Origin of the sequence: Halomonas maura (assembly GCF_030409305.1) — a bacterium.
In the GTDB taxonomy this organism is placed as follows: Bacteria; Pseudomonadota; Gammaproteobacteria; order Pseudomonadales; family Halomonadaceae; genus Halomonas; species Halomonas maura.
On record NZ_JAUFPQ010000017.1, the window covers coordinates 212,856 to 234,223 of the forward strand.

Annotated in this window: 20 protein-coding genes; 10 read left to right on the plus strand and 10 right to left on the minus strand. The window is 63.1% G+C overall.

Annotation, left to right across the window (positions count from 1 at the left end; genetic code table 11):
• Positions 1-8: 8 nt before the first annotated feature.
• Positions 9-1,157 carry a galactonate dehydratase gene (dgoD, locus tag QWY76_RS11040; RefSeq protein ID WP_290311252.1) on the minus strand — a complete coding sequence of 383 codons (1,149 nt, stop codon included), beginning with the start codon at positions 1,155-1,157 and terminating at the stop codon, positions 9-11.
• Between the two features lie 53 nt (positions 1,158-1,210).
• Positions 1,211-1,978 carry a FadR/GntR family transcriptional regulator gene (locus QWY76_RS11045; protein WP_290311253.1) on the minus strand — a complete coding sequence of 256 codons (768 nt, stop codon included), beginning with the start codon at positions 1,976-1,978 and terminating at the stop codon, positions 1,211-1,213.
• Between the two features lie 305 nt (positions 1,979-2,283).
• Here QWY76_RS11045 and QWY76_RS11050 point away from each other — a divergent pair, with 305 nt between their 5' ends.
• Positions 2,284-2,850: an antibiotic biosynthesis monooxygenase gene (locus QWY76_RS11050; protein ID WP_290311254.1), complete on the plus strand. Its 567-nt coding sequence runs from the start codon at positions 2,284-2,286 to the stop codon at positions 2,848-2,850.
• Positions 2,851-3,137: 287 nt separating this feature from the next.
• Here the strand turns inward: QWY76_RS11050 and QWY76_RS11055 are convergent, their stop codons facing one another.
• From QWY76_RS11055 to QWY76_RS11065, 3 genes are read right to left on the minus strand one after another with little or no spacing between them, the layout of a single operon-like run.
• Complete coding sequence (locus QWY76_RS11055) at positions 3,138-5,792, minus strand: M14 family zinc carboxypeptidase (RefSeq protein ID WP_290311255.1); 2,655 nt, start codon at positions 5,790-5,792, stop codon at positions 3,138-3,140.
• Between the two features lie 9 nt (positions 5,793-5,801).
• Positions 5,802-7,205 carry an ATP-grasp domain-containing protein gene (locus QWY76_RS11060; protein WP_290311257.1) on the minus strand — a complete coding sequence of 468 codons (1,404 nt, stop codon included), beginning with the start codon at positions 7,203-7,205 and terminating at the stop codon, positions 5,802-5,804.
• On the minus strand, positions 7,206-8,132 hold the full coding sequence (locus tag QWY76_RS11065; protein WP_290311258.1) for an ATP-grasp domain-containing protein: 927 nt from the start codon (positions 8,130-8,132) through the stop codon (positions 7,206-7,208).
• A 438-nt stretch (positions 8,133-8,570) separates the two neighbouring features.
• Between QWY76_RS11065 and QWY76_RS11070 the strand changes: the two genes are divergently transcribed.
• Positions 8,571-9,701 (plus strand): M20 family metallopeptidase, encoded by a 1,131-nt coding sequence (locus tag QWY76_RS11070; protein ID WP_290311259.1) that lies wholly within the window; start codon positions 8,571-8,573, stop codon positions 9,699-9,701.
• A 146-nt stretch (positions 9,702-9,847) separates the two neighbouring features.
• Here QWY76_RS11070 and QWY76_RS11075 read toward each other — a convergent pair whose 3' ends face one another.
• Positions 9,848-10,675 (minus strand): AraC family transcriptional regulator, encoded by an 828-nt coding sequence (locus QWY76_RS11075; RefSeq protein ID WP_290311260.1) that lies wholly within the window; start codon positions 10,673-10,675, stop codon positions 9,848-9,850.
• A 120-nt stretch (positions 10,676-10,795) separates the two neighbouring features.
• On the opposite strand from QWY76_RS11075, the gene QWY76_RS11080 reads away from it, so the two are divergent.
• From QWY76_RS11080 to QWY76_RS11090, 3 genes are all read left to right on the plus strand, one after another.
• Complete coding sequence (locus QWY76_RS11080; RefSeq protein ID WP_290311261.1) at positions 10,796-11,341, plus strand: carboxymuconolactone decarboxylase family protein; 546 nt, start codon at positions 10,796-10,798, stop codon at positions 11,339-11,341.
• Positions 11,342-11,470: 129 nt separating this feature from the next.
• Entirely contained in the window at positions 11,471-11,887 is a 417-nt protein-coding gene (locus QWY76_RS11085) for an MAPEG family protein (RefSeq protein WP_290311263.1), read from the plus strand.
• Between the two features lie 244 nt (positions 11,888-12,131).
• A complete protein-coding gene (locus QWY76_RS11090) occupies positions 12,132-12,728 on the plus strand; it encodes a pyridoxamine 5'-phosphate oxidase family protein (RefSeq protein WP_290311264.1) in 597 nt (198 codons plus the stop codon).
• On the opposite strand, the gene QWY76_RS11095 is transcribed toward QWY76_RS11090, so the two are convergent.
• Complete coding sequence (locus QWY76_RS11095) at positions 12,681-13,706, minus strand: glutathione S-transferase family protein (RefSeq protein ID WP_290311265.1); 1,026 nt, start codon at positions 13,704-13,706, stop codon at positions 12,681-12,683. The two genes, QWY76_RS11090 and QWY76_RS11095, sit on opposite strands and share 48 nt — an antisense overlap.
• A gap of 3 nt (positions 13,707-13,709) precedes the next feature.
• Positions 13,710-14,384 (minus strand): glutathione S-transferase family protein, encoded by a 675-nt coding sequence (locus QWY76_RS11100; protein WP_290311266.1) that lies wholly within the window; start codon positions 14,382-14,384, stop codon positions 13,710-13,712.
• A gap of 97 nt (positions 14,385-14,481) precedes the next feature.
• Between QWY76_RS11100 and QWY76_RS11105 the strand changes: the two genes are divergently transcribed.
• From QWY76_RS11105 to QWY76_RS11115, 3 genes are all read left to right on the plus strand, one after another.
• Entirely contained in the window at positions 14,482-15,381 is a 900-nt protein-coding gene (locus tag QWY76_RS11105) for a LysR family transcriptional regulator (RefSeq protein ID WP_290311267.1), read from the plus strand.
• A gap of 165 nt (positions 15,382-15,546) precedes the next feature.
• On the plus strand, positions 15,547-16,707 hold the full coding sequence (gene argE / locus QWY76_RS11110; protein ID WP_290311268.1) for an acetylornithine deacetylase: 1,161 nt from the start codon (positions 15,547-15,549) through the stop codon (positions 16,705-16,707).
• A 1-nt stretch (position 16,708) separates the two neighbouring features.
• Complete coding sequence (locus QWY76_RS11115) at positions 16,709-17,446, plus strand: glutamine amidotransferase (protein ID WP_290311269.1); 738 nt, start codon at positions 16,709-16,711, stop codon at positions 17,444-17,446.
• 34 nt (positions 17,447-17,480) lie between these two features.
• On the opposite strand, the gene QWY76_RS11120 is transcribed toward QWY76_RS11115, so the two are convergent.
• Both QWY76_RS11120 and QWY76_RS11125 read right to left on the minus strand, forming a co-directional pair.
• Positions 17,481-18,479, minus strand: coding sequence for a DMT family transporter (locus QWY76_RS11120; protein ID WP_290311270.1), 999 nt, complete (start codon positions 18,477-18,479; stop codon positions 17,481-17,483).
• Between the two features lie 151 nt (positions 18,480-18,630).
• Positions 18,631-20,343, minus strand: a complete 1,713-nt coding sequence (locus QWY76_RS11125; protein ID WP_290311271.1) for a DEAD/DEAH box helicase — start codon at positions 20,341-20,343, stop codon at positions 18,631-18,633.
• Between the two features lie 401 nt (positions 20,344-20,744).
• Here QWY76_RS11125 and QWY76_RS11130 point away from each other — a divergent pair, with 401 nt between their 5' ends.
• Positions 20,745-21,194 (plus strand): YaiI/YqxD family protein, encoded by a 450-nt coding sequence (locus QWY76_RS11130; RefSeq protein WP_290311272.1) that lies wholly within the window; start codon positions 20,745-20,747, stop codon positions 21,192-21,194.
• Positions 21,195-21,242: 48 nt separating this feature from the next.
• Positions 21,243-21,356, plus strand: coding sequence for a DUF188 domain-containing protein (locus QWY76_RS11135; RefSeq protein WP_435388976.1), 114 nt, complete (start codon positions 21,243-21,245; stop codon positions 21,354-21,356).
• Positions 21,357-21,368 lie beyond the last annotated feature (12 nt).

Genomic DNA, 21,368 nt, shown 5'->3' on the forward strand with positions numbered 1-21,368 from the left:
CTGGCCGGTTACCACTCGGCCACCGAGCCGTCCTCGTGCTGCCATACCGGGTTGCGCCAGCGGTGGCCCACCCTGGCGCGCTCCTCCACGAAGGCCTCGTCGATCTCGACACCCAGCCCCGGGCCCTGGGGGATGGCGCAGAAGCCGTCCTCGATGGCCAGCGCCGACTTGTCGACCAGGTAGTCGAGCACGTCGTTGTCCCGGTTGTAGTGGATGCCCATGCTCTGCTCCTGGATGAAGGCGTTGTGGCAGACCGCATCCACGTGCAGCGAGGTGGCCAGGGTCAGCGGTCCCAGCGGGCAGTGGGGGGCCAGCGCCACGTCATGGGCCGAGGCCAGGGCGGCGATCTTGAGGCCCTCGCTGATGCCTCCGCAGTGGGAGAGATCCGGCTGGACGATGTCGATCATGCCGTCGGCCAGCAGGTCGCGGAACGCGAAGCGGGTGTGCAGGCGCTCGCCGGTGGCCAGCGGGTAGCCCAGGCCGCCGGCGATCTGCTTGAGGCACGGCAGGTGCTCCGGGGCCACCGGCTCCTCGACGAACATCGGGTGGAACGGCTCCAGCTCGCGCAGCAGCGCCTTGGCCATCGGACGATGCACGCGGCCGTGGAAGTCGATGCCGATGCCGACGTCCGGTCCCACGGCGTCCCGGGCCTCCGCCACCCGGGCCACGGCCTCGTCGACCTTGCGGTGGGAGTCGACGATCTGCAGCTCCGGCGTGCCGTTCATCTTGAAGGCGGTGAAGCCCTGGTCGACCAGGGCCCGGGCGCCGGCGCCCACGTCGTCGGGCCGGTCGCCGCCGGTCCAGGCGTACATGCGCATCCGGTCGCGTACCGGGCCGCCCAGCAGCTGGTGCACGGGCACGCCCAGGTCGCGGCCCTTGAGGTCCCAGAGCGCCTGGTCGATGCCGGCGATGGCCGACATCAGGATCGGGCCGCCGCGATAGAAGCCGGCGCGATACATCACGTTCCAGAGGTGCTCGATACGGCGCGGGTCCTGGCCGACCAGATAGTCGGAAAGCTCGTGCACGGCCGCCTCCACCGTGGCGGCACGGCCCTCGATGACCGGCTCGCCCCAGCCGTAGCAGCCCTCGTCGGTCTCGATCTTGAGGAACAGCCAGCGGGGCGGCACCTGCCAGGTCTTGAGTCGGGTGATCTTCATGCGGTGGGTCCTCGAGGTGGGGCAAGTGGTAACGGCCGTGACACGACCGCGGGTCAGAGGGGGAGCGAGGCCGGACGCTGCAACTGGCGCGCGCCGTTCTCGACGCCGAGGTCGGCGGCGGTGCGCGCCAGGACGCGCTCCGTGGCGTCGCGGGCCGCCTCGGGATCCCGCAGGCGGATCGCGTCGAAGACCTGGCGATGACGGTCCAGGCTGTCGTCCAGGGAGCCGGCCTGGTGATGGGAGTGCTGGATCAGGGCGACGATGGAGGGCCGCAGCAGCAGTCCCATCTGGCGCCAGACCAGGTTGTGGCTGGCGCGGTAGATGGCATCGTGGAAGGCGACATCATGCTCGGCATGCTCCTCTCGCCGCGCCGGGTCGGCGGCACTCTCGCACATCCCGACCAGCGCCGACTCGATCCGCGCCAGGTCCTGCCCCGTGGCCGCCAGGGCGGCAAGCTCGCTGACGAACGGCTCGGCGGACAGGCGAAAGGCGAAGACCTCGCGGACCAGCTGCGGATGCGGCGCCTCGAGACCGGCCATCCATTCGCTCATCTGCGGGTCGAGGAGATGCCAGTCCTCGATATCGCGCACCACCGTCCCGCGTCCCGCGGTGCGGTCGATCAGGCCGCTGCCACTCAGCTCGGCGAGGGCGTTGCGCACGCGATTGCGGCTGGCCGAGAAGTGCTCGCACAGGTCCCGCTCGCGGGGAAAGGTCTCACCGCTCGCCCATTTGCCCGACAGGATGGCATGCGCCAGCGTGGTGGCCAGGGCCTGGGCCCCACCGGCGTCGGGCGGCAGCGGAAGCTGGGATAGTGTCGTCACGGCGACCTCCAAAATATCTGACCTTACTATACGAAATGTCTGACATTTACCGCAAGCCCTCCTGCCTGCCGGCCCGTGAGGCCCTGGTCTCGCCGCGCCGACGGCGGGCCGGCCGGGGCGCTCCCCGGCCCGGAACGGGAAGCGCCCCAGAACAGAAGACATTTCCAGGAAAATCCACTATTGCAGCTCATACGAGTAGATAAATAGCGGCTGCTGGACTATTCTCCTGCCGTACAGCGGAGTTACCCCTCGGCTGTCGCGTCGGCGGCCCTACCCGGGCCGCCGAATCCTTCAGGAGAACCACCATGTCCTCTGATCCCGTCACCCTGATGGTGGCGCGTCGCGTGGCCCGCGGGCGCTACCGCGACTTCCTCGCCTGGCTCGAGGAGGGCCGCGCGCTGGCCGCGGACTTCGGCGGCTACCTGGGCTCCGGCGTGCTGGCCCCACCCGCCGACGATGACGAGTACCAGATCATCTTCCGCTTCCGCGATGCCGAGACCCTCGCCACCTGGGAGCATTCCGCCTCGCGTCGCGCCTGGCTGGCCCGCGGCCAGGGCCTGTTCGAGGCGCCCCAGGAGCACCGGGCCACCGGCCTGGACCACTGGTTCCAGCCCGCCGGCAGCGCCACACCACCGCGCTGGAAGCAGGCCATCGCCATCTGGCTCGCCTTCTTCCCCGTCTCGCTTGGCTTCCAGCTGCTGTTCGGCGAGGCCCTGGCGGGCCTGCCCCTGGTGCCGCGGGTGCTGGCCAGCACCCTGATGCTCACCCCGGTGATGGTCTTCCTGTTCATCCCGCTGTCGACCCGGCTGCTGGGGCCCTGGCTGCGCGGCGAGATCGCGCCCCTGCCCCGCCTGCGTCGCCGCTCGGCCTGAACGCAGACGACCGGGCCCTTGCCCGGTCGTCGGATTCCAGCGCCTGGGGCGATCCACTGCCCAGGTTTACGCTCTCGAGAAGGAGTCGACCGTGCGGCGGGCGAGTTCTCGCCACACGATACTCGGCACACGTCCCGGATGAGTGGCGATGAGCCAGATCGAGAGACTGGCGCGCATCATCAGGAAAGGGGTTAGGTCTTCGGCGGTGCGATGACGGTTGCAGGGGTCATGGCGTCACCGTACCCGATGGGTGAGATGTTGCACTGGGTCACCGAGACCGCCCTACCTCAGGCATCCAGCTGTTCATCCTCTTGCAGCCCAATCACTTCATCCATTTCCTCCTCGTGAATGGGAACGACTTCCTCTGATGAAAAATACAGGCAGGCCGGTGTGGAATAATTGGGAACATTATCATACGAGAACACCGAATAATATTTCGGAATATTAGGATTGCCAAAGTTATCGTAGGTGTACTCGTCCTTTCCACCATAGAGCTTGACTCCATCGAAGGGAGACCGCGGCGGGTGAAACCTGTTGCGCACCACGTAACATCCGACGAAATCCTTATGCTCAGGATTTTCCCAGGTCAGTTTAACCATGCCGTCTTCAATCACCGAAGTGAAGTTTCCAGGAGTTGCCAAGGGTTGCCTTCGACGAGTGATATAATTGAGAACCAGCCTGGCTCTCTTCTCGTCACCTTGATCATGCCAATCGATCAGGGCACTTTTCTCGTAGCTGGATCGAGTCGCCCTGACGATGAAATAGAATGACTTGTCTTCGGCATGGAACCGCTCCAGTTCCGACTTGCATAATCGGTCAAATGCGAAGTGATGAAGCTTGTCTTTCTTGAGCATTTCATTGCTCACTTCATAACCGATATACTCAATCTTCTGGCGGCCTTTAACGCTGGATAAATCCAGATCCCTCAACTCTGCAAGCTCTATCGTGAATCGGGTATCCTGCGTGGTATTCAGCGAGTTCTTGTTTTGCAAAACCAGGTAGGCATCCGTTATCACGGTTTCTTCTGGAGCAGGCAGTAGGGATGATGAAAATTCCATTTGCCCGTATACCACCTGACCCGACTGATCAAAGCCTGATTTTAACTGACCTTCCACCACTTCATCTTCAAAAATGGTATTCAACGCGATCGGCTCGAGCTCTATCGTATCGGGCTGCTTGGTATAGATTACATCCAGACACGGACGATAATGAATGCCGCCACCGAACTTTCCATATCCAATATCAAACTGCATGATCTGTGAATCATTGCCGATCGGCAATGTGTCTGGACCCGACACCCGGAATACAACTTGCTTGTTGCCGACTTGCTCTTTCAACAATTCTCGCTCATGCTGATTGAACTTCCACTCCGACCATATTCCCTGGGTCAGCTTATCCGACTCGATGGCGTGTCCCAATGTATGCAGCGGTCTGACATTGTGAATGGACTCGAAATCCATGATATCCGGAGTCTGCGTCGGTTCCAGCATGGAGACGACCCACTCACCGTACTTTTCGATTTTACAGCTGACCCGATTCATGGGATAGAGCTGCAGCTTGGCCGACTTTATAACTGCATTCTCCGGCAGGCTCTCAAGCGAGAACGCCAGCACGCCATGGCAGATTCCTCGCGTTTGATTGATGCCAATAAAGAGAGAATTGTGACCGAAATGTTCTCGATTACGATCCTTTGTCAACTGACCCACATACCCCACCTGACTGGGTGAAGGAAATAGACGTCGAGAGAACTCATCCGGAGACAACAAAGTCTTGAGGCTGAGTTCCGGACTGAAGGCAGAATACACTTTACTCAAGCGATTCAAGGCGCGAATATTGTAATAGTAGGTATGACCGCTCCTTAACTGGACATCGGTAAACAACAGTGATCGGGTAACGGCAACCAGGTTATCCTGTGAGCAGTGCGCCTTGGGTTGCTCACTGCGATATATTTCAAACACCACATCCTGGGAAGCGTCATATTCCCACTGCAGGGTAACCGAAAAAGGCTCGACGTCCTTCATCGTGAAATTTTCCACCCTCTTGGGAGCCACGGGGGAATAGTTGATGGCTTCTTCGAGCGCTCTGAGAATTGCAGGAATATTCTCATCAATCGACTGAGACATGACCTGCATGTAGTCAGGAATATTTCGTGTTCCCACCTCAACGACAGTCGCCAGGATACCGCGACTATAATAATACTCTCGCCCACTGCCATTGATCAAGTTGAAGGGTGGCTTGCCGCGATGGATGCCATAGCGTCGACTCGTTACTTTTTCAATCTCGTGATTCATGTTGGCACATAATCTGTTGAGATCCGTGCCGTCTATCTCATTCTCATGATTAAATTTATGAGCCGGGAAGAACACATTCCCTTGAGAGTGATAATCCAGGGCAATAGTGATATTGCCGCGCTTGTCGACAAAATCCTTTATCGCCTTGGTTTCAGGCTCGGAGAAGGCGTGAGGTCCACTATAGGTATTACTGCCGGTGTTCGTGCCTTTCTTGAACCTGATGCCGAAATTTCGGTTCAGGTCAACGCCATAGGTACCATCTCCGTTGTCCCGACGGTTTTTACGCCAAAAGGAAAAGTGATTGCGACTAAATTCAAACCCATCAGGATTTAGACAAGGTACTATATACAACGTGTTCCTGGCAAGGGCACTCAGGACCCGAGGATTGAACTCATGATTTTTTAACAAATACTGGATAAAGCGCAGAGCCAGTTCATTACCTATCCATTCCCGAGCATGAATAGAACCCGTGTACAGCAGTGCTGGCTTCAAATCCGCAAACGTAACATCCTGCGAAATCGTCGCCAACATGATCGGCCGGCCTTCCCAGGTTTCACCAATACTTTGCACCCTTATCAGATTCGGGTACTGTTGCTGAGCCTGAGTCAAGATGTCAATGGTTTCCTGATAGGAAGCATATTGTCGTTTCATGGCTCTATATCAACGAGAAAGAGAATGACGGTAATCGATCCAGCCCTGCCGGATCTGTTCGAGCGTCGTAGTCCTGATTCTTGGAATCACCAGCAATTTTTCCGGCTCGTTATCCAGCGTCTCAACCAGCCCAGCCGTATCGAAGGCTTCCAGAATCGTTGCCGAAAGTTTTTCGCCTATACCTTTGATTCCCCGAAGAAACCCCTGTAGAGCCTCTGCAGTCAAGGGAGAGTCATTGCTGGGCACATCACCGAACTCGTCGCTTGACTCGTCGCTACCGGGCGCCACCGTAGCAGCATCCGTCTTGCGTTGCTGTTCTGAACCGCGTGACCGAACGCTGCGACTGGACACCTGCCTGTTCCAGATTTCACTGGGCCACTCTTCCCCGTTTCTCCTTTCAGTGGGAAGAATAGGAAAGTTATTCTTGGACATTTCCAGGAAGGTGTCAGCCGAGTCCTGACTCGGCGAGTATGAACTGAAGCTGATCTGTCGCATCGTCCGCAGCAGTGAGGACGATATCTTGCCGAGCTCTTCCCAATTATAGAGAGGAATATGCGGTTTACTGAAAGCACCGTTTGACAACTTCCACATCAGGTATTGACCGATCCAGTCGCGGATATAAGGAAAGGCGGCAAAGGCGGTGGCACATTCAAGGATACAATACTGATCATTTTCATCCACGGCGATGTCACAGGCCCAGTATTCTGCATTGGCTGCCTTGGAAGACTCGGTCGCCAATCGCAGAACCTCTTCCGGAACATCGCTATAGTCGATACTCCCTCCCTGACTGGTATTGGTCAGCCATTCACCTTCAGGCGGCCTACGCCAAAAAGCGCATACCGGACTATGCCCAATCAACATCACACGGATGTCGGCCTTCATCTTTACGAAATCCTGTACATAGGCCGGGAAATAGCCTTTCTGTGACAGGAGTTCATGAGCCTCCTGAAAGCTGTCCACCTTATGTACATAGTAGCCGCCATAGTTGGAGGGGCCGTACGATCTCTTGATGATTTTTGGGTAAGTGCTTCCCTCCAGGAAATCCCAAGCCTGTTCAGCGGCATAGAATATCCGTGTCTTCGGTACGGGCAAGTCATACTTGTGACAGAAATGCGTTACATTCTCCTTCGATTTATTGGAAAACTGCGCATCCATCGATGGCATGAAAGTGACGTCGGGCAGTTCCCTGGCGATGTCACGAAACGTTTCATAGGCGGTGGCAGGAATATTACCTATCAACACATCAATTTTCTTATTCCTCACCTCACGGATAAACCGTTCCTTATCATTCCCCCAATGATAGGTAACCGTCTCTATCTGGTTCGGCCAGCCCTTGAAATTAGATTTATCAAAGAACCGAAGCACGTGATCCAGGTATAGCAGACCCAGTTTTGGTAATGCTGAAGATTGCATCTATGCGGCTTCCCTTTCGTTAGTCTTCCGAACTTTTCTATCAATCAACTGGGCAATTTTCTCGACTTTTCTATCATTGAAATCCAGCCCCATCTTCTGTTGCTCTGGAGTCGCAAAAGCCGGAATGCCATTGACTTCAAGCACCACATACTGTTCGTGCTCCAGATCGTAAAGCAAATCGACCCCGGCAATCTCCAACCCGGTAACCTTTGCTGCCCTGAGCGCCAGATCGATGACTTCATCGTCCGGTTCTCGACGAATAACAGAACCGCCACTCGTGATATTGGTCTTCCAGTCGTCTTGAGGCGCTTTCCGGCCGTAACATCCGACAACCTCGCCGTCTACAATATCGACTCTATAATCGGTATTGTCATAATTAATGAAGCGCTCGACATAGAAATGGCGGATATCGGCTTGCCCAAGGAACGGCAACAGCATATCCAGTGCACGCTCGTTCTCTATCTTGACGATTCCCACACCACCCCAGCCATCGGTTGGCTTATAAACCACCCTACCGCCCCATTCTCTGAGCGTATTTTTCAGGCTGCAAATGGAATCTCGATTGCATAAACGATATTCAGGAGTCGCAATGCCGGCCCGGTTCAACTTATGTGCCGTCCTGAACTTATCTTCCGTCAGCGCAAATGCATCATAATTGTTGATTAGGGGAATGCTCTCATTCAGGGTCTGATAGAGATACATCTGATAGGGCGTTTGCTTTCCCGCATTGTATGAAAGGAAGAGATCCAGCTCTTCCATCACGACGTCGTGACATACGATAACGCCCTCCTTTGCCACTGCATGTGCCAGGTTCAAGCCCGTCACCACTGCAATATCCCGCTCTTGCAATTTATTAATCAACTGACGCTCTATTTCTTCGCCACCACCGTTACTGTAAAGCCAGAAACCAACCGTGTAGGATTCCATTAAACGACTACGCCCTCGTGATGTAAATTACTGAAACAACGAACTCATGACCATGAATGACTTTTATCTACAGCCTCAGCTTTGGATGCCTCACCCGACAACCTCTCAGTGCTCACCCATTACGATCACCCTGTCGACTCACATATCAACATGACGTCAGATCATCATTCATTATATTTTTATATTGTCACCGCCAAACACATCACAGCCCTCACCACCGCTAGAGACGGCGCAAATGCTTAACCGTATTGAACCGACAAATCATGAAGGTATTTTTACACCACTGCACCGTATGCCACAAAAAGCTCCTGCCGGGCTGACACCGCCTCGGGAAGAACATCCACACGCAACCCAAGATTCATTCAACTGCAAAGAAGATGTCATGGCAATGTCGCCAAATGAGATCCTAATACCCTTCTCGCCAACAAGATCTTGCATATGGACATGACCATCGACAGATTTGATTATTCTGAATTGAAGAGCTTGATCGCCATCAACTCCTACACAAAAAACAAGGCAGGCGTCGATCAAGCAGGCAGGCTGGTTCGATCATGGATGGAGCCGTTAGGCTTCCAAACACAAGTGTATCCACGAAGCGATATTGGCGATCATTTGCACTTTACATCGGCAAAATGCAAGGGAACGCGAATTTTACTGCTTGGCCACTTGGATACCGTGTTCCCACCGGGTACTTTCGAGGGCTTTTTCGAAGACGATCACTGGATTTATGGGCCAGGGGTCTGCGATATGAAGGGTGGCTTTTATATTGCGATATCGGCACTCAGGGCCGTACAGAAGAAATTTGGCGCCATCGCCAATATCGACCTGCTGCTGGTATCCGACGAGGAAAGCGGCAGCGACGACAGCAAGCGGTTAACTAGACAACTGGCTGAAGATTACGATGCTTGCCTGGTGTTTGAAGCCGCGGGCAAAAATGGGGATGTCGTCATCGGGCGCAAGGGTATTGCCACCTACGAGGTCACGATCGTGGGCAAGGCCGCCCATGCGGGAAATCATTACCAGTCAGGCATTGACGCCAACCTGGCCGCGGCCCACATGATCATCGAGCTGTCCAAGCTCACCTGTTTGGCGGAAGGGACCACGGTCAATGCCGGGAAAATGCAGGGCGGTATCGGGGCCAACACTATCTCCCCCAAGGCTCAGCTGAAAGTGGAAGCTCGATTCTGCTCTGGCAGCGAAAAAGCGCGCGTCACATCCGCTATCAAGGGTCTCGTGACACATAATCCTGTTGCTGGAGTACACATCACCATCGAGGGTGGCGTGCAGCGGGATGTCATGGAGCCCAACCCGGCCCAGATGGACTTCCTGGCGCAGCTCGAGTCCATCATCGATGCCCCTATTCCGACCGAACGGCGAGGCGGGGTCAGCGATGCCAACGTCGTCGCGGAGATGCATATCCCGACGCTGGACGGGCTAGGGCCTTTTGGCGAGTATGACCATACCGTCGACGAGCGCGCCTGCAAGAGCAGTTTCCTTCGGAGGCTGGATCAGGTAACAAGGATACTGTCGTTTTACAATCAGTGCGCTCTGGCAAACCGCGTAGCCTGAAACTGCAGCGCCCGGCAGGCTGCCGGCTGCGACGATGCCGATGTCGCAGATGCCGTCGAGGCCCTTCATGGCTCAACCGCCGTTGAGTGAAGGGCCCCTTCTTCCCGCTCTTGCTGGTCCCCGGATGCTGTTCGGTCAGGTACCGGTTAACCTTCCGTGTCTTGCTTCACCCACTCGGTGGGCGACAGGCCCACCTGCGCCCGAAAGGCACGCGACAGGGCACTGGCACTCCCGTAGCCCACGACATCGGACACCAGTTGCACCGGCTTACCCTGGCGCAGCAGTGACTGGGCCAGGCCCAGCCGCCACTCGCTCAGGTAGCTGCCGGGCGTCCTTCCCACCACCTCTCGAAACCTGATGGCGAAGCGAGCGCGTGACATGCCCGCTGTCGCGGCGAGATCTTCCAACGACCAGGCGCGCGCCGGTTCGGCATGCATGGCATTGATGGCCCTTGCGAGCCGGGTATCCGCAAGCCCGGCGAGCAGCCCGACCCGCAGGCGCTGGCGGTCCATCAGGTCGCGCAGCACCTGGATGAACACCACCTCGCTCAGCCGATCGAGGGCCGCCTGACGTCCGCAGTGGCGCTCGGCCGCTTCGTGAAACAGCACTCGCAGGCTCATGTCGAGGGTCGGCATGTTGCGCAGCCGGATCAGTACCACCTCGGGCAAGGCGCGTGCGAGCGGATGACACAGGCCCTGGCCGAACTCGATGGAGGCGCAGACCAACTCCACGTCCCGGCCCTGGGGCCTCAGGCGGTGACTGGTCGGATTCATGTAGAAGAACAGGCTGGGTTCGTCGATCAGCAGGGGGGGATGGTCGGGAGACTCCACCCGAAGGCTGCCTCCTCGCTGGACATGCAGGTATCCCAGGCCGTCTGCCTCGTCGAAGTGGGCGGAATGACACAGGGGACCGGCCTGGAAGACCCGGGCACGGAGTTCGAAGCGTTCCAGCAACTCGGCCAGCCGATCCTCCATGGCGATACTCCTGGTATGACAATCGAGATTTAAAGATACAACGAGTCTTCTCGGAGCTGCCAGGCTTATCACACGCCCCGGAGGCGTTCATCCACTCCCAAGCACTGGAGAGCCGATACCATGCCACGCATTCTGCCCACCGATCCGCACCACGCCGACGCCAGGACCGCCGCCACCCTGCAGGCGGTCGAGACCAAGCTGGGCATGCTGCCCAACCTGTTGGCCACCCTCGCCCGGGCGCCGGCCGCCCTGAACGGATACCTGCAGTTCTCGGAAGCGCTGGGTCAGGGGCGCCTGAGCGCCCCACAGCGCGAACTGATCGCGCTCGCCGTGGCGCAGGAAAACGCCTGCGCCTACTGCCTGAGTGCCCACACCGCCCTCGCCCAGGGCACGGGATTGAGCGAGGCAGCCATCGCCCGGGCGCGTCGACACGGTGCGAGCGATACGCCGGATGAGGCGCTCATCGAACTGTCGCGGCGGATCGTGCGCTCCCGCGCGAAGCTCGACGATGGCACCCTGGAGGCCGCGCGCCGGGCCGGCCTGGATGACGGCCTGATCATCGAGACCATCGCCCAGGTCGCCCTGAACCTGCTGACCAACTATGTCAATCACGTGGCCGGCACCGAGGTGGACTTTCCGGTCGTCGGCCTGCGCCCGGCGGCCTGACGAAGGACCATCCCGGGCCTGGTAGACGAAGACGACATCGGCTACCAGGCCATCAGAGCCCGTGGCGGGGAAGCCGCGACGGGCACCGCCAGCCACCTGGTTCCGCTGAGACACCTGGGGGGAAATCACATGCAACTCGCTTACTACTACGTCGGCCTGAGTGCCGCCCTGACGGTCCTGCTGTGGGTGCCCTACATCCTCGCCCGCCTGGTGGCCTGGGGACTACCCGCCTTTCTCCACAACTACCCGGAGGGCTTCCCGGTCAAGCGGCAGGAACGCCCCCTCTGGGTCGAGCGCTCACAGCGGGCGCACCTCAACATGGTGGAGACCCTGCCGGCGTTTATCGGCGTCGTGCTCGCGGCGGCCTATCTGGCCGGGGATGACGCTGCGGCGGTGCAACAACTCGCCCTGTGGTCGGCCGTCTTCTTCTGGGCCCGGCTCGCCCATGCCGCCGTCTATACTTTGGGGATTCCCTACCTGCGCACGCCCGCTTACCTGCTCTCCTGGCTCGCGATTCTGGCCATTGCGCTTCAGGTCGTGGTCTAAGCCGCCCTGCGCCCTACCGGCGAGGCACTCGCCCCGACACCGGGCACCCTGGCGACAGGGTGCCCGGGGAGCCCTCCCGGAAGCCGGGGACATGGCCACCCTGCCTCGGCGGCGCTGGTTCCGCACTCCCCATCCCGAGCCTTGGCCCATTCACTTCTGGAACCGCACGGTGACGTCGAGGCGGTAGTCTCGTCCCGCGTGGTGCCTTTCGGCGCATGGATGCCGACACGACGAGGAACTCCCCATGGGACACAAGTTCGCCGAGATCGCCTGTACCCCGACCGTCCGCCGACTCCAGTCCGCCCACGGCAGTCATGATGCCTATGCACGCCTGGAGCAAGGCGCGGACAGCCATCAGCGGATCGGCGAGCGGGAAGCGGCCTTCATTCGTGCGCGCGACAGTTTCTACATCGCCAGCGTCGGGGAAACCGGCTGGCCATACCTGCAGCACCGCGGGGGCCCCAGCGGATTCGTCAAGGTGCTGGACGCCCTCACCATCGGCTTTGCGGATTACCCCGGCAACCGCCAGTACGTGAGCACCGGCAACGTGATACACGATGAGCGGGTCGCCCTGCTGTTCATGGACTATCCCCACCGCCGGCGCCTGAAACTGCTGGGCCGCGCGCGCATCGTCGGGCGGGAGGATGTCGAGATCCTGACCCGCCTGGACGACGGGGAGGGCCGCGCCCCTCTCGAGTGCGGCTTCATCATTACCGTGGCGGCCTTCGACTGGAACTGTCCGCAACACATCACCCCGCGCTTCACCGAGGCCGAGATCGAGGCGCGAAGGGGGTCATCGATCGAGGAGAACCGGCGCCTCGAGGCCGGAAGGCGACCATGAGCGATCCACCGCGCCGTCGCGGAAGTCGATGTCCGGAGGGGCCGCCACGATAGTGGGGTCGATCTCCGCATGGTCGTCGTAGTAGTGCCTGCGTATCGCCTCGAAATCGACGGTGTCCGCCACGCCCGGATAGGCGTAGAGGCGACGGGTATAGGCCGACAGCGCCGGATAGTCGAGCAGGCGCCGCCGGCTACAACGCAACGCACCGTGATAGGCGGCGTCGAAGCGCACCAGGGTGCAGAACAGGTGCCAGTCGGGTTCGGTGATCGCGTCGCCGAGCAGGTAGGGCTGACGCGCCAGGCGCCATTCCAGTTCGTCGAGCGCCGCGAAGAGCCTGTCCACCTCCCGGTCATAGGCCGCCTGCGACGAGGCGAAGCCGGTCCGATAGACCGCCGTGCACACCCGGCCCAGGACAAAGGCATTCATGCGCTCGATCGCCTCGCCGTGTTGCCGGGGGCGAAAGCGTACGGCGGGATCGCCCCAGGCATCGAAGGCATCCTCGAGGATGCGCAGGATATCGCCGGACTCGCGATTGACGATGGTCTGCGTCGCCCGATCCCATAGCAGGGGCACCGTGACGATGGTGGTGGCCGTCGGGTCGCCGCGGCGATACACCTCGTGCAGGTAGCGACAGCCATGCAGGTGATCGGGGGTACTGTCGGGGGTATCGGCGAACCGCCAGGAGTGCTCGCCGGCCATGCGCGGATGCAGCACCGACATCGAGACGACCCCCTCGAGGCCTTTCAGCTTGCGATAGAGGATCGTGCGATGGGCCCAGGGACAGGCGTAGGAGACATAGAGATGGTAGCGACCCGGCTCGGCCCGCCGGGCGGCCTGCCCCGCCGGGCCGGGCGAACCATCGGGAGTGATCCACTGACGATAGCGTGACGGACGGTCACGCAGCGTCGTCACCAGGGGGTCATCCAGCGGCAGGGCCGAATACCAGCGACCGTCGATCAGGGCTCGAACACGTCTCATGACTCAGGCTTCCGTGGTGATCCGCTCGGCGAGATGGCTGGGGCGACGCGCCAGGAAGTCCCGCAGACGGGCCGCATAGTCGTCGGGCACGGCGTCGCGAACGGAGGGGCGCGAGGCGAGGGCGCGTCGATAGGCGACGACCCGCTCGAGCCCCTCGAGCAGCCCGAAGTCATCGATCGCATCGAAGGTGTCGAGGTAGCGCAGCACCGGCCCCCAGGCCGCATCGACGAGATGGAAGCGCTCACCGGCAAAATACGGCGCCCCCGGCAGGTGGCGATCGAGCCATGCCAGGCGCTCGCGCAACTGACCTCGCCGCTCTTCGAACGCTGCCGCGTCCGGGGCATTGTAGAAGCCGGCGATGGCCGCCAGCGTGGCCGAGGCGAACTCGATCCAGGCCCGGTGGATCGCGCGCTGGAGCGGCGACTCGGGATGCAGCCGCGGCAATGCCGTCTCCTCCAGGTATTCGCAGATGACCGCCGACTCGAACAGCACCGCATCGCCGATGCACAGCACGGGAACCTTGCCCAGCGGCGAAAGACGGCGGAACCAGGCCGGTTTGTTGGCGAGGTCGATGTACTGCCGCTCATGGGGAATGCCCTTCTCGGTCAGCGTGATGACCGCTCGCTGGACATACGGACAGAGATGATGGCTGACGAGTCTTAACGGATGGTCGGGCATGGCGGCGTCCTCATGGCCATTGGGTATGATCTCACCCTAGACCCGCATTTTCACAACGTGAATAGGCGAAAACGCAGCTTCATGCTGCAATAATGCAATGATGAACTGGGACGACTTGCGCTACATCCGTGTCCTGGCCGAGGCGGGCACGCTGGCAACCGCGGCGGATCGACTGGGCGTCCATCCTTCCACCGTCTTTCGGCGGCTCGGGCAGATGGAGCAGCGCCTGGGCGTGCGGCTGTTCGACCGCCATCGCGATGGCCTTACCCTCACCTCGCCTGGCGAGGAAGCCCTGGCGATCGCCGAGCGCCTGGGCAGCGAGGTCGATGCGCTGGAGCGGCGCCTCGCGGGTCGCGATGCCCGACCGAGCGGCAGCGTTCGCCTGACGACCACGGATACCCTGCTCCATGGCGGGCTCGCGCCTATCCTGACGACCTTTCGTGAGCAATATCGGGAGATCCGGCTCGAGGTGGTCACCTCGAACCCCTTCCTGAGCCTCAGCAAGCGGGATGCCGATGTGGCGCTGCGCCCCACGGCGTCGCCACCGGACAACCTGGTGGGGCGGCGGATCACGGATATCGCCACCGCCGTCTACGGTGCGCGTGATTACCTCGCCGACGCCCCGTCGACCGAGGCGCTGGAGCGCCATGACTGGATCGCCCCCGACGACAGCCTGGCGCACCTGGCCTCGGCCCGCTGGCTGCGACGCCGATTGCCCGAGGTGGCGCCCGTGGTGCGCTGCAACAGCGTGGCCAGCCTGCTGGCCTTGGCCCGGGCCGGCGCCGGCCTCACCCCCTTGCCCTGCTTTCTCGGTGACGCCACCCCTGGGCTGATTCGTGTGCATGGCCCCTTGCCCGAGCTGAGCGTCGGCCTGTGGCTGCTCACCCATCGGGATCTCCGCCATGTCGCTCGAGTCCGCGCGTTGCTGGACCATCTCCACGGCGAGCTCGCGGCGCAGCGATCGCGCTTCCTGGGCACCTCCGACGCATCACCATGACTCCCACCGCAAGGCTCAAGGCTCCGCGCCGAGAAACAGCGGCTGGATCGAGCGGTGTATGCCTGGTGTGGGGCCGGGGCGTGCTCGCCTAACCTGGAGGGACATCTCCCCCTCCAGGGGATGCATGGTAGGCTGGCAGTCGTTTCCCCCATTCGGAGCCCGACCATGACCGACGCCGCCCAGCTCCTCGAGACCCTGGTGGGCTTTGCCACCGTCTCCCGTGACTCGAACCTGGACCTGATCGCCTTCGTCGAGGACTATCTCGACGGCCATGGCGTCGAGCACTGGCGCGTCGACAACGATGACGGCACCAAGGCCAACCTGCTGGCCCGGATCGGACCGGCCGTGGAGGGCGGCGTGGTGCTGTCCGGCCACACCGACGTGGTACCGGTGGACGGCCAGCCCTGGTCCAGCGACCCCTTCGTGCTGCGTGACGGCGGCGATGGCCGCCTCTACGGGCGCGGCACCTGCGACATGAAGGCCTTCATCGCCTGCGCCCTGGCCGAGGTGCCGCGCTGGGTGACCCTGGACCTCAAGCGGCCCCTCTACCTGGCCTTCTCCTACGACGAGGAAGTTGGCTGCTTGGGCGCGCCGCGGCTGATCGAGCGGCTGCTGGCCGACCATCCCCGGCCGTCGGCGGTGTTCGTCGGCGAGCCGACCCTGATGCAGCCGGTGGTGGCCCACAAGGGCAGCACCAACCTGCGCACCACCGTGACCGGCCGCGCCGCCCACTCCAGCCAGGTCAACCAGGGCGTCTCGGCGATCCACGTCGCCGCTCGCCTGGTGACCCGCATCGAGGACGTGATGGCCGAGCTGCGTGCCGAGGGCCGGGTCGACGAGGCCTTCAACGTCGCCCACTCGAGCCTGCACGTGGGCAAGATCGCCGGCGGCACCGCCATCAACATCATGGCCCGGGAGTGCAGCTTCGACTGGGAGGTGCGCCACCTGCCGGGGGACCGCTTCGAGGACCTGCTGGGCCGGGTCGAGGCCTACGCCGACGAGCTGCAGGCCGAGATGCATGCCCGGGCGCCGGAGACGGGCATCCGCACCGAGCGCCTCACCAACACCGTGCCGGCCCTGGCCGATGACGACAACGCCGAGGTGCTGGCCCTGTGCCGGACGCTGGTCGGCGAGGTGCCCTCGGGGGCGGTCGCCTATGCCACCGAGGCCGGCCAGTTCCAGCGCGCCGGCCTGTCGACGGTGATCTGCGGCCCGGGCAGCATCGCCCAGGCCCACCAGCCGGACGAGTACCTCGAGATCGAGCAGCTCGAGGCGGGGGTGGCCTTCATGCAGGCCCTGGGGCGGCAACTGGCGGAGGCCCGCTGAGATGCCCCGGCTGCTGATCGTCAAGACCGGTGACACCTTCGAGGACGTGGCGCGGGTCCACGGCAATTTCGAGGAGCTCTTCCTGGCCGTGCTGCGGCCGCTGGCCAGGCGCCATCCTGCCCTGTCGCTGTCGGTCTTCGATGCCCGCCGCGATGGCGACCCGCCGGCGCTGGACACCCTCGACGCCATGGTGATCACCGGCTCCCATGCCATGCTCAGCGACGCCGAGCCCTGGAGCGAGGCGCTGTTGCCCTGGCTGCGCGAGGCCATCGCGAAGGATATCGCCATGCTCGGCGTCTGCTATGGCCACCAGCTGATGGCCACGGCCTGCGGCGGCACGGTCGGCTACCATCCGGCGGGCCGGGAAACCGGCACCCAGGCGATCACCCTCACCGAAGCCGGCCACGGCGATCGCCTGCTCGGCGAGCTGCCCGCCACCTTCAGTGCCCAGCTGACCCATGCCCAGTCGATACTCGTGACCCCGCCGCGGGCCGAGGTGCTGGCCTACAATGCCCATGATGCCTACCAGGCCCTGCGCTACGGACCCCGGCAGTGGAGCGTGCAGTTCCATCCGGAGTTCACCGCCCCGGTGATGCGCGCCTACCTGAGCCACCAACGCGAGGACCTGGCCGAGCAGGGACAGGACGCCGACGTCCTGATCGAGGCCGTGACGCCCGCGCCCGCGGCCTCCTCGGTGCTGCGACGCTTCGCCGAGCGACTGGTCGCCGGCGAGCTCTGAGCCGGACGACGACGCCGCATCGGCGGCCCTCGCCTCAGTGGCGTGCGCCGCCCAGCTCCCCGCGGCCGGTCGCCTCCCCGGCCTCGGCGGTCCCCTCCTCCTCGACGAGCCTCTGCTGGAGACGCTGGGCGTCCGGGGCCCCGGCGGCGGCCTTGCGTCGCTGGCGATGCAGGTCGCGCAGCCCGCTGAGCAACATGGCGGCAACGATCAGCCCACCGCCCACGCAGGCCAGCAGCGTCGGCACCTCACCGAGCCAGGCCCAGACCAGCAGGGTTCCGACCAGCGTCTCGAGCAGCATCACCAGGCTGACCTCGGCGCCGGGCAGGTAGCGCGGCCCGGTCTGGATGCCGAAGTAGGCGACCGTCAGCAGCACGCCCATCGCCACCAGATACTGCATGTCCTCCGCCGACGGCAGCTGGACGCCACCCAGCAGCGCCGCGGGCAGCAGCGTGGCCAGGCACCCCAGCGGCAGGATCACCGTGGTATCGACGCCGCGCCGAGACTGGCTTTTCTGGGCGCTGGCCACGGTGGTGTTGATGGCGATGCAGAACGGCACGATCAGTGCCACGGCGAGCCCCAGCGGACTGCCGCCGCCGATTTCCCCGCTGGCCATCAGGCAGGCGCCAGCCACGCAGACCACGATTACCACCCAGGTCTGGCGGCGCAGCCGCTCACCGAAGACCCACCAGCCGATCAGCGCGGCGACCAGCGGCGCCAGGTTCATCATCACCAGCACGTTGCCGGCGGCGGTCAGGCGATTGGCGATCACGAAGGCCCAGGCGCTGCCGGCGAAGGCCAGCGGGCACCACCAGGCCGCGGGACCGCAGGCCTTCACGGCCGCCGGCAGCTCGCGCCCGTAGCGCAGCCAGGCAATCCCCATCAGGGTGATGCCGAGCAGCAGGCCACGCCAGAACATGAAGGTGGTCACGTCCACCGTGGTGGCCTTGACCAGCAGGGCATCCGGCGACAGGAACAACACCCCGGTCATGGTGATCAGGTAGCCACGCAGGCGAAACGGCAAACGCGTCCACATCTTTCGCTTCCCCCTCGGCACGAGCGCCGACGATACAGTGATGAAAAGGCGATGATAAAACGACGAGCAGGCCGGGGTTTCCCCCGACCTGCTCGGTCTTGGCGTTGCGAGAGGCGCCCTACGGGCGACGCCTCACGCTATCGAGATCGCCTCAGGCCCGCTCGCGGCGAGGCACCGGGCCATCGTCATCGCGGCGACGACGGGGAGCGCGATCGGGGGCACGGTCTTCGCTGATCTCCAGCGGACGACCGGCCACCCTGGCGCGCGCCATCTTGGCCAGGATGCTGGACGGCAGGCCGTTCGGCAACTCGACGACGGAGAATGCATTGCGGATGTCGATCCGGCCAATGCGGTTGCCCTCGATGCCGCCCTCGTTGGCCAGCGCGCCGACCAGTTGACCCGGCTTGACGCCGTCCTTGTGGCCCACGGAGACGCGGTAACGAGTCATGCCCTCGCTGGGGGCACGGTCGCGGGGACCGCCCTCGCGGCGCGGGGCCTTGCCATCGCGCGGGGTGCGCTCGTTGCGCTCCTTGCGCGGCGCCTGCAGGCGGCCGATGGGCGCCTCGTCGGCGCGGGCCAGGGCGGCGAAGGCGCAGGCCAGCTCGACGGGATCATGGCCTTCCTCGACCAGGCGCTCCACCAGGGCCCGCTGCTCGTCGGCGCCCTTGGTCAGGGAGGCGACCACCCGGTGGTGGAAGACCTGGTCGCGATGGGCGCGGATGGCGGCCTCGTCGGGCAGCGGCATCTCGATCATCTTCTGGCCGGTGGCCTGCTCCAGCCAGCCGACCTTGCGGCTCTCGCGGTTGCCGGCGAAGGTGATCGCCACGCCGTCGCGGCCGGCACGCCCGGTACGACCGATGCGGTGGGTATAGGCCTCGGAATCCTGCGGCAGGTCATAGTTGATGACGTGGGTGATGCGCGGCACGTCCAGGCCGCGGGCGGCCACGTCGGTGGCGATCAGCACGTCGACCTTGCCGCGCTTGAGGCGGGTGATGGTGCGCTCGCGCAGGCTCTGGTCCAGGTCGCCGGACAGGCTGGCCACGTTCACGCCGCGAGCGGAGAGCTGCTCCATCAGGGTGGTGCAGGCCGCGCGGGTCCGTACGAAGACGATGGCGCCGTCCACCGGCTCCACCTCGAGGATACGCGCCAGGGCTTCCAGCTTGGCGCCACCCTCGATGCGCACCCGGCGCTGCTCGATGTTCTCGCCGGTGGTGGTGCGGGACTCGATGGCCACCTTGACCGGGTCGACCAGGTAGCGGTTGACGATCCGCTCGATCTCGGTGGGCAGGGTGGCGGAGAAGAACACCCGCTGGGCGTCGGTCGGGGTGTCGGCCACCACGCGCTTGACGTCGTCGATGAAGCCCATGCGCAGCATCTCGTCGGCCTCGTCGAGCACCAGCGCGGACAGGCCGTCGAGCTTCAGGCTGCCGCGGTCCAGGTGGTCGATGACCCGGCCGGGGGTGCCGACCACGACCTGGGCGCCGCGGCGCAGGGCGCTGAGCTGCTCGCGGTATTCCTGGCCACCGCACAGGGTCGCCACTTCCAGCCCCTTGAGGTTCTGGCCGTACTTGGTGAACGACACGGCGACCTGCTGGGCCAGCTCACGGGTCGGGGCCAGCACCAGCACCTGGGGCACGCGGCGCGTGAGGTCGAGCCGCGAGAGCAGCGGCAGGGCGAAGGCAGCGGTCTTGCCGGTGCCGGTCTGGGCCTGGCCCAGCATGTCGCGGCCTTCCAGCAGGGCCGGAATGGTCTGTGCCTGGATCGGCGACGGGGTCTCGTAGCCGAGGGTCTCGATGGCGGAGAGAACGTCAGGCAGCAGGGCCAGATCGCCGAAGCTCGGCGAGGCGACAGAAGTCGAGGTCATGAATCACACCTTGGTAGGCCGGCATGGCCGGCGAAAAACATCGGTGGCGCCCCTGACGCGCTCAACACGGTCAGGCCCTTGCACGCGGCAAGGCAACTACATCGGAGTCGGGGACGCCGGTCGCACCTGGCATCCGGTTGACACCTGCACCTGGCAGGCGAACCGTCGTGGCGACCGTCTGCGCCGAACTCGCCCGGGTGGCGAATTCTCGTCGGCGCTCCATCTTCACAGTTCGAACGCGCGAGGCCGAAGCCTGGCGTTTTGCGATCATCGCGCTCACCTGGCGTGAGCGGGTCGCATCGTCATGATGGTGGGGTCAGCACATGCGAGGAGCGCGCATGCTACCATCGTCGCGCTGACCTGGCTAGCCTTATTCGTCCCGCCCCCTTCAGGAGCCGTCCATGCCAAGCCTCTGGGTCGACGCCGATGCCTGCCCGCGCATCGCCCGCGACATCATCGTGCGCGCCGCCGAGCGTACCGACACCCCGACCACCTTCGTGGCCAACCACCAGGTCCCGCTGCCGCCCTCGAAGTGGGTCAAGGGGCTGGCGGTGAGCCACGGCTTCGACGCCGCCGACGACGAGATCGTCGAGCGCCTCCAGCCAGGCGACCTGGTCGTCACCTCGGACCTGCCGCTGGCCATGGCCGCCATCGAGCGCGGCGCCAGCGTGATAACCAGCCGCGGCGAGGCGCTGGACAAGAGCAATATCCGCGCGCGGGTGCAGATGCGGGATTTCATGGAGACCCTGCGTGCCAGCGGCGAGCACACCGGTGGCCCCAAGGGCTACTCCGACGTCGACCGCCGCGAATTCGCCAATGCCCTGGATCGCTGGCTGGCCAGGAACGCCTGACCCTGCCGCATCTGCACGGGGTGCCGATGCGACGGACACAGGACAGGCATGGAGACCCTGCGTGCCAGCGGCGAGCACACCGGCGGCCCCAAGGGCTACTCCGACGTCGACCGCCGCGAATTCGCCAATGCCCTGGATCGCTGGCTGGCCAGGAACGCCTGACCCTGCCGCATC

Excerpts from the sequence above, each read along its gene's own strand:
- QWY76_RS11085 (WP_290311263.1), top strand. The coding sequence starts at position 11,471 with ATGCAACTCGCTTACTACTACGTCGGCCTGAGTGCCGCCCTGACGGTC.
- QWY76_RS11130 (WP_290311272.1), top strand. The coding sequence starts at position 20,745 with ATGCCAAGCCTCTGGGTCGACGCCGATGCCTGCCCGCGCATCGCCCGC.
- QWY76_RS11135 (WP_435388976.1), top strand. The coding sequence starts at position 21,243 with ATGGAGACCCTGCGTGCCAGCGGCGAGCACACCGGCGGCCCCAAGGGC.
- QWY76_RS11115 (WP_290311269.1), top strand. The coding sequence starts at position 16,709 with ATGCCCCGGCTGCTGATCGTCAAGACCGGTGACACCTTCGAGGACGTG.
- QWY76_RS11070 (WP_290311259.1), top strand. The coding sequence starts at position 8,571 with ATGGACATGACCATCGACAGATTTGATTATTCTGAATTGAAGAGCTTG.
- dgoD (WP_290311252.1), bottom strand. The coding sequence starts at position 1,157 with ATGAAGATCACCCGACTCAAGACCTGGCAGGTGCCGCCCCGCTGGCTG.
- QWY76_RS11050 (WP_290311254.1), top strand. The coding sequence starts at position 2,284 with ATGTCCTCTGATCCCGTCACCCTGATGGTGGCGCGTCGCGTGGCCCGC.
- argE (WP_290311268.1), top strand. The coding sequence starts at position 15,547 with ATGACCGACGCCGCCCAGCTCCTCGAGACCCTGGTGGGCTTTGCCACC.
- QWY76_RS11080 (WP_290311261.1), top strand. The coding sequence starts at position 10,796 with ATGCCACGCATTCTGCCCACCGATCCGCACCACGCCGACGCCAGGACC.
- QWY76_RS11075 (WP_290311260.1), bottom strand. The coding sequence starts at position 10,675 with ATGGAGGATCGGCTGGCCGAGTTGCTGGAACGCTTCGAACTCCGTGCC.
- QWY76_RS11125 (WP_290311271.1), bottom strand. The coding sequence starts at position 20,343 with ATGACCTCGACTTCTGTCGCCTCGCCGAGCTTCGGCGATCTGGCCCTG.
- QWY76_RS11090 (WP_290311264.1), top strand. The coding sequence starts at position 12,132 with ATGGGACACAAGTTCGCCGAGATCGCCTGTACCCCGACCGTCCGCCGA.
- QWY76_RS11120 (WP_290311270.1), bottom strand. The coding sequence starts at position 18,479 with ATGTGGACGCGTTTGCCGTTTCGCCTGCGTGGCTACCTGATCACCATG.
- QWY76_RS11065 (WP_290311258.1), bottom strand. The coding sequence starts at position 8,132 with ATGGAATCCTACACGGTTGGTTTCTGGCTTTACAGTAACGGTGGTGGC.
- QWY76_RS11105 (WP_290311267.1), top strand. The coding sequence starts at position 14,482 with ATGATGAACTGGGACGACTTGCGCTACATCCGTGTCCTGGCCGAGGCG.
- QWY76_RS11095 (WP_290311265.1), bottom strand. The coding sequence starts at position 13,706 with ATGAGACGTGTTCGAGCCCTGATCGACGGTCGCTGGTATTCGGCCCTG.
- QWY76_RS11055 (WP_290311255.1), bottom strand. The coding sequence starts at position 5,792 with ATGAAACGACAATATGCTTCCTATCAGGAAACCATTGACATCTTGACT.
- QWY76_RS11100 (WP_290311266.1), bottom strand. The coding sequence starts at position 14,384 with ATGCCCGACCATCCGTTAAGACTCGTCAGCCATCATCTCTGTCCGTAT.
- QWY76_RS11060 (WP_290311257.1), bottom strand. The coding sequence starts at position 7,205 with ATGCAATCTTCAGCATTACCAAAACTGGGTCTGCTATACCTGGATCAC.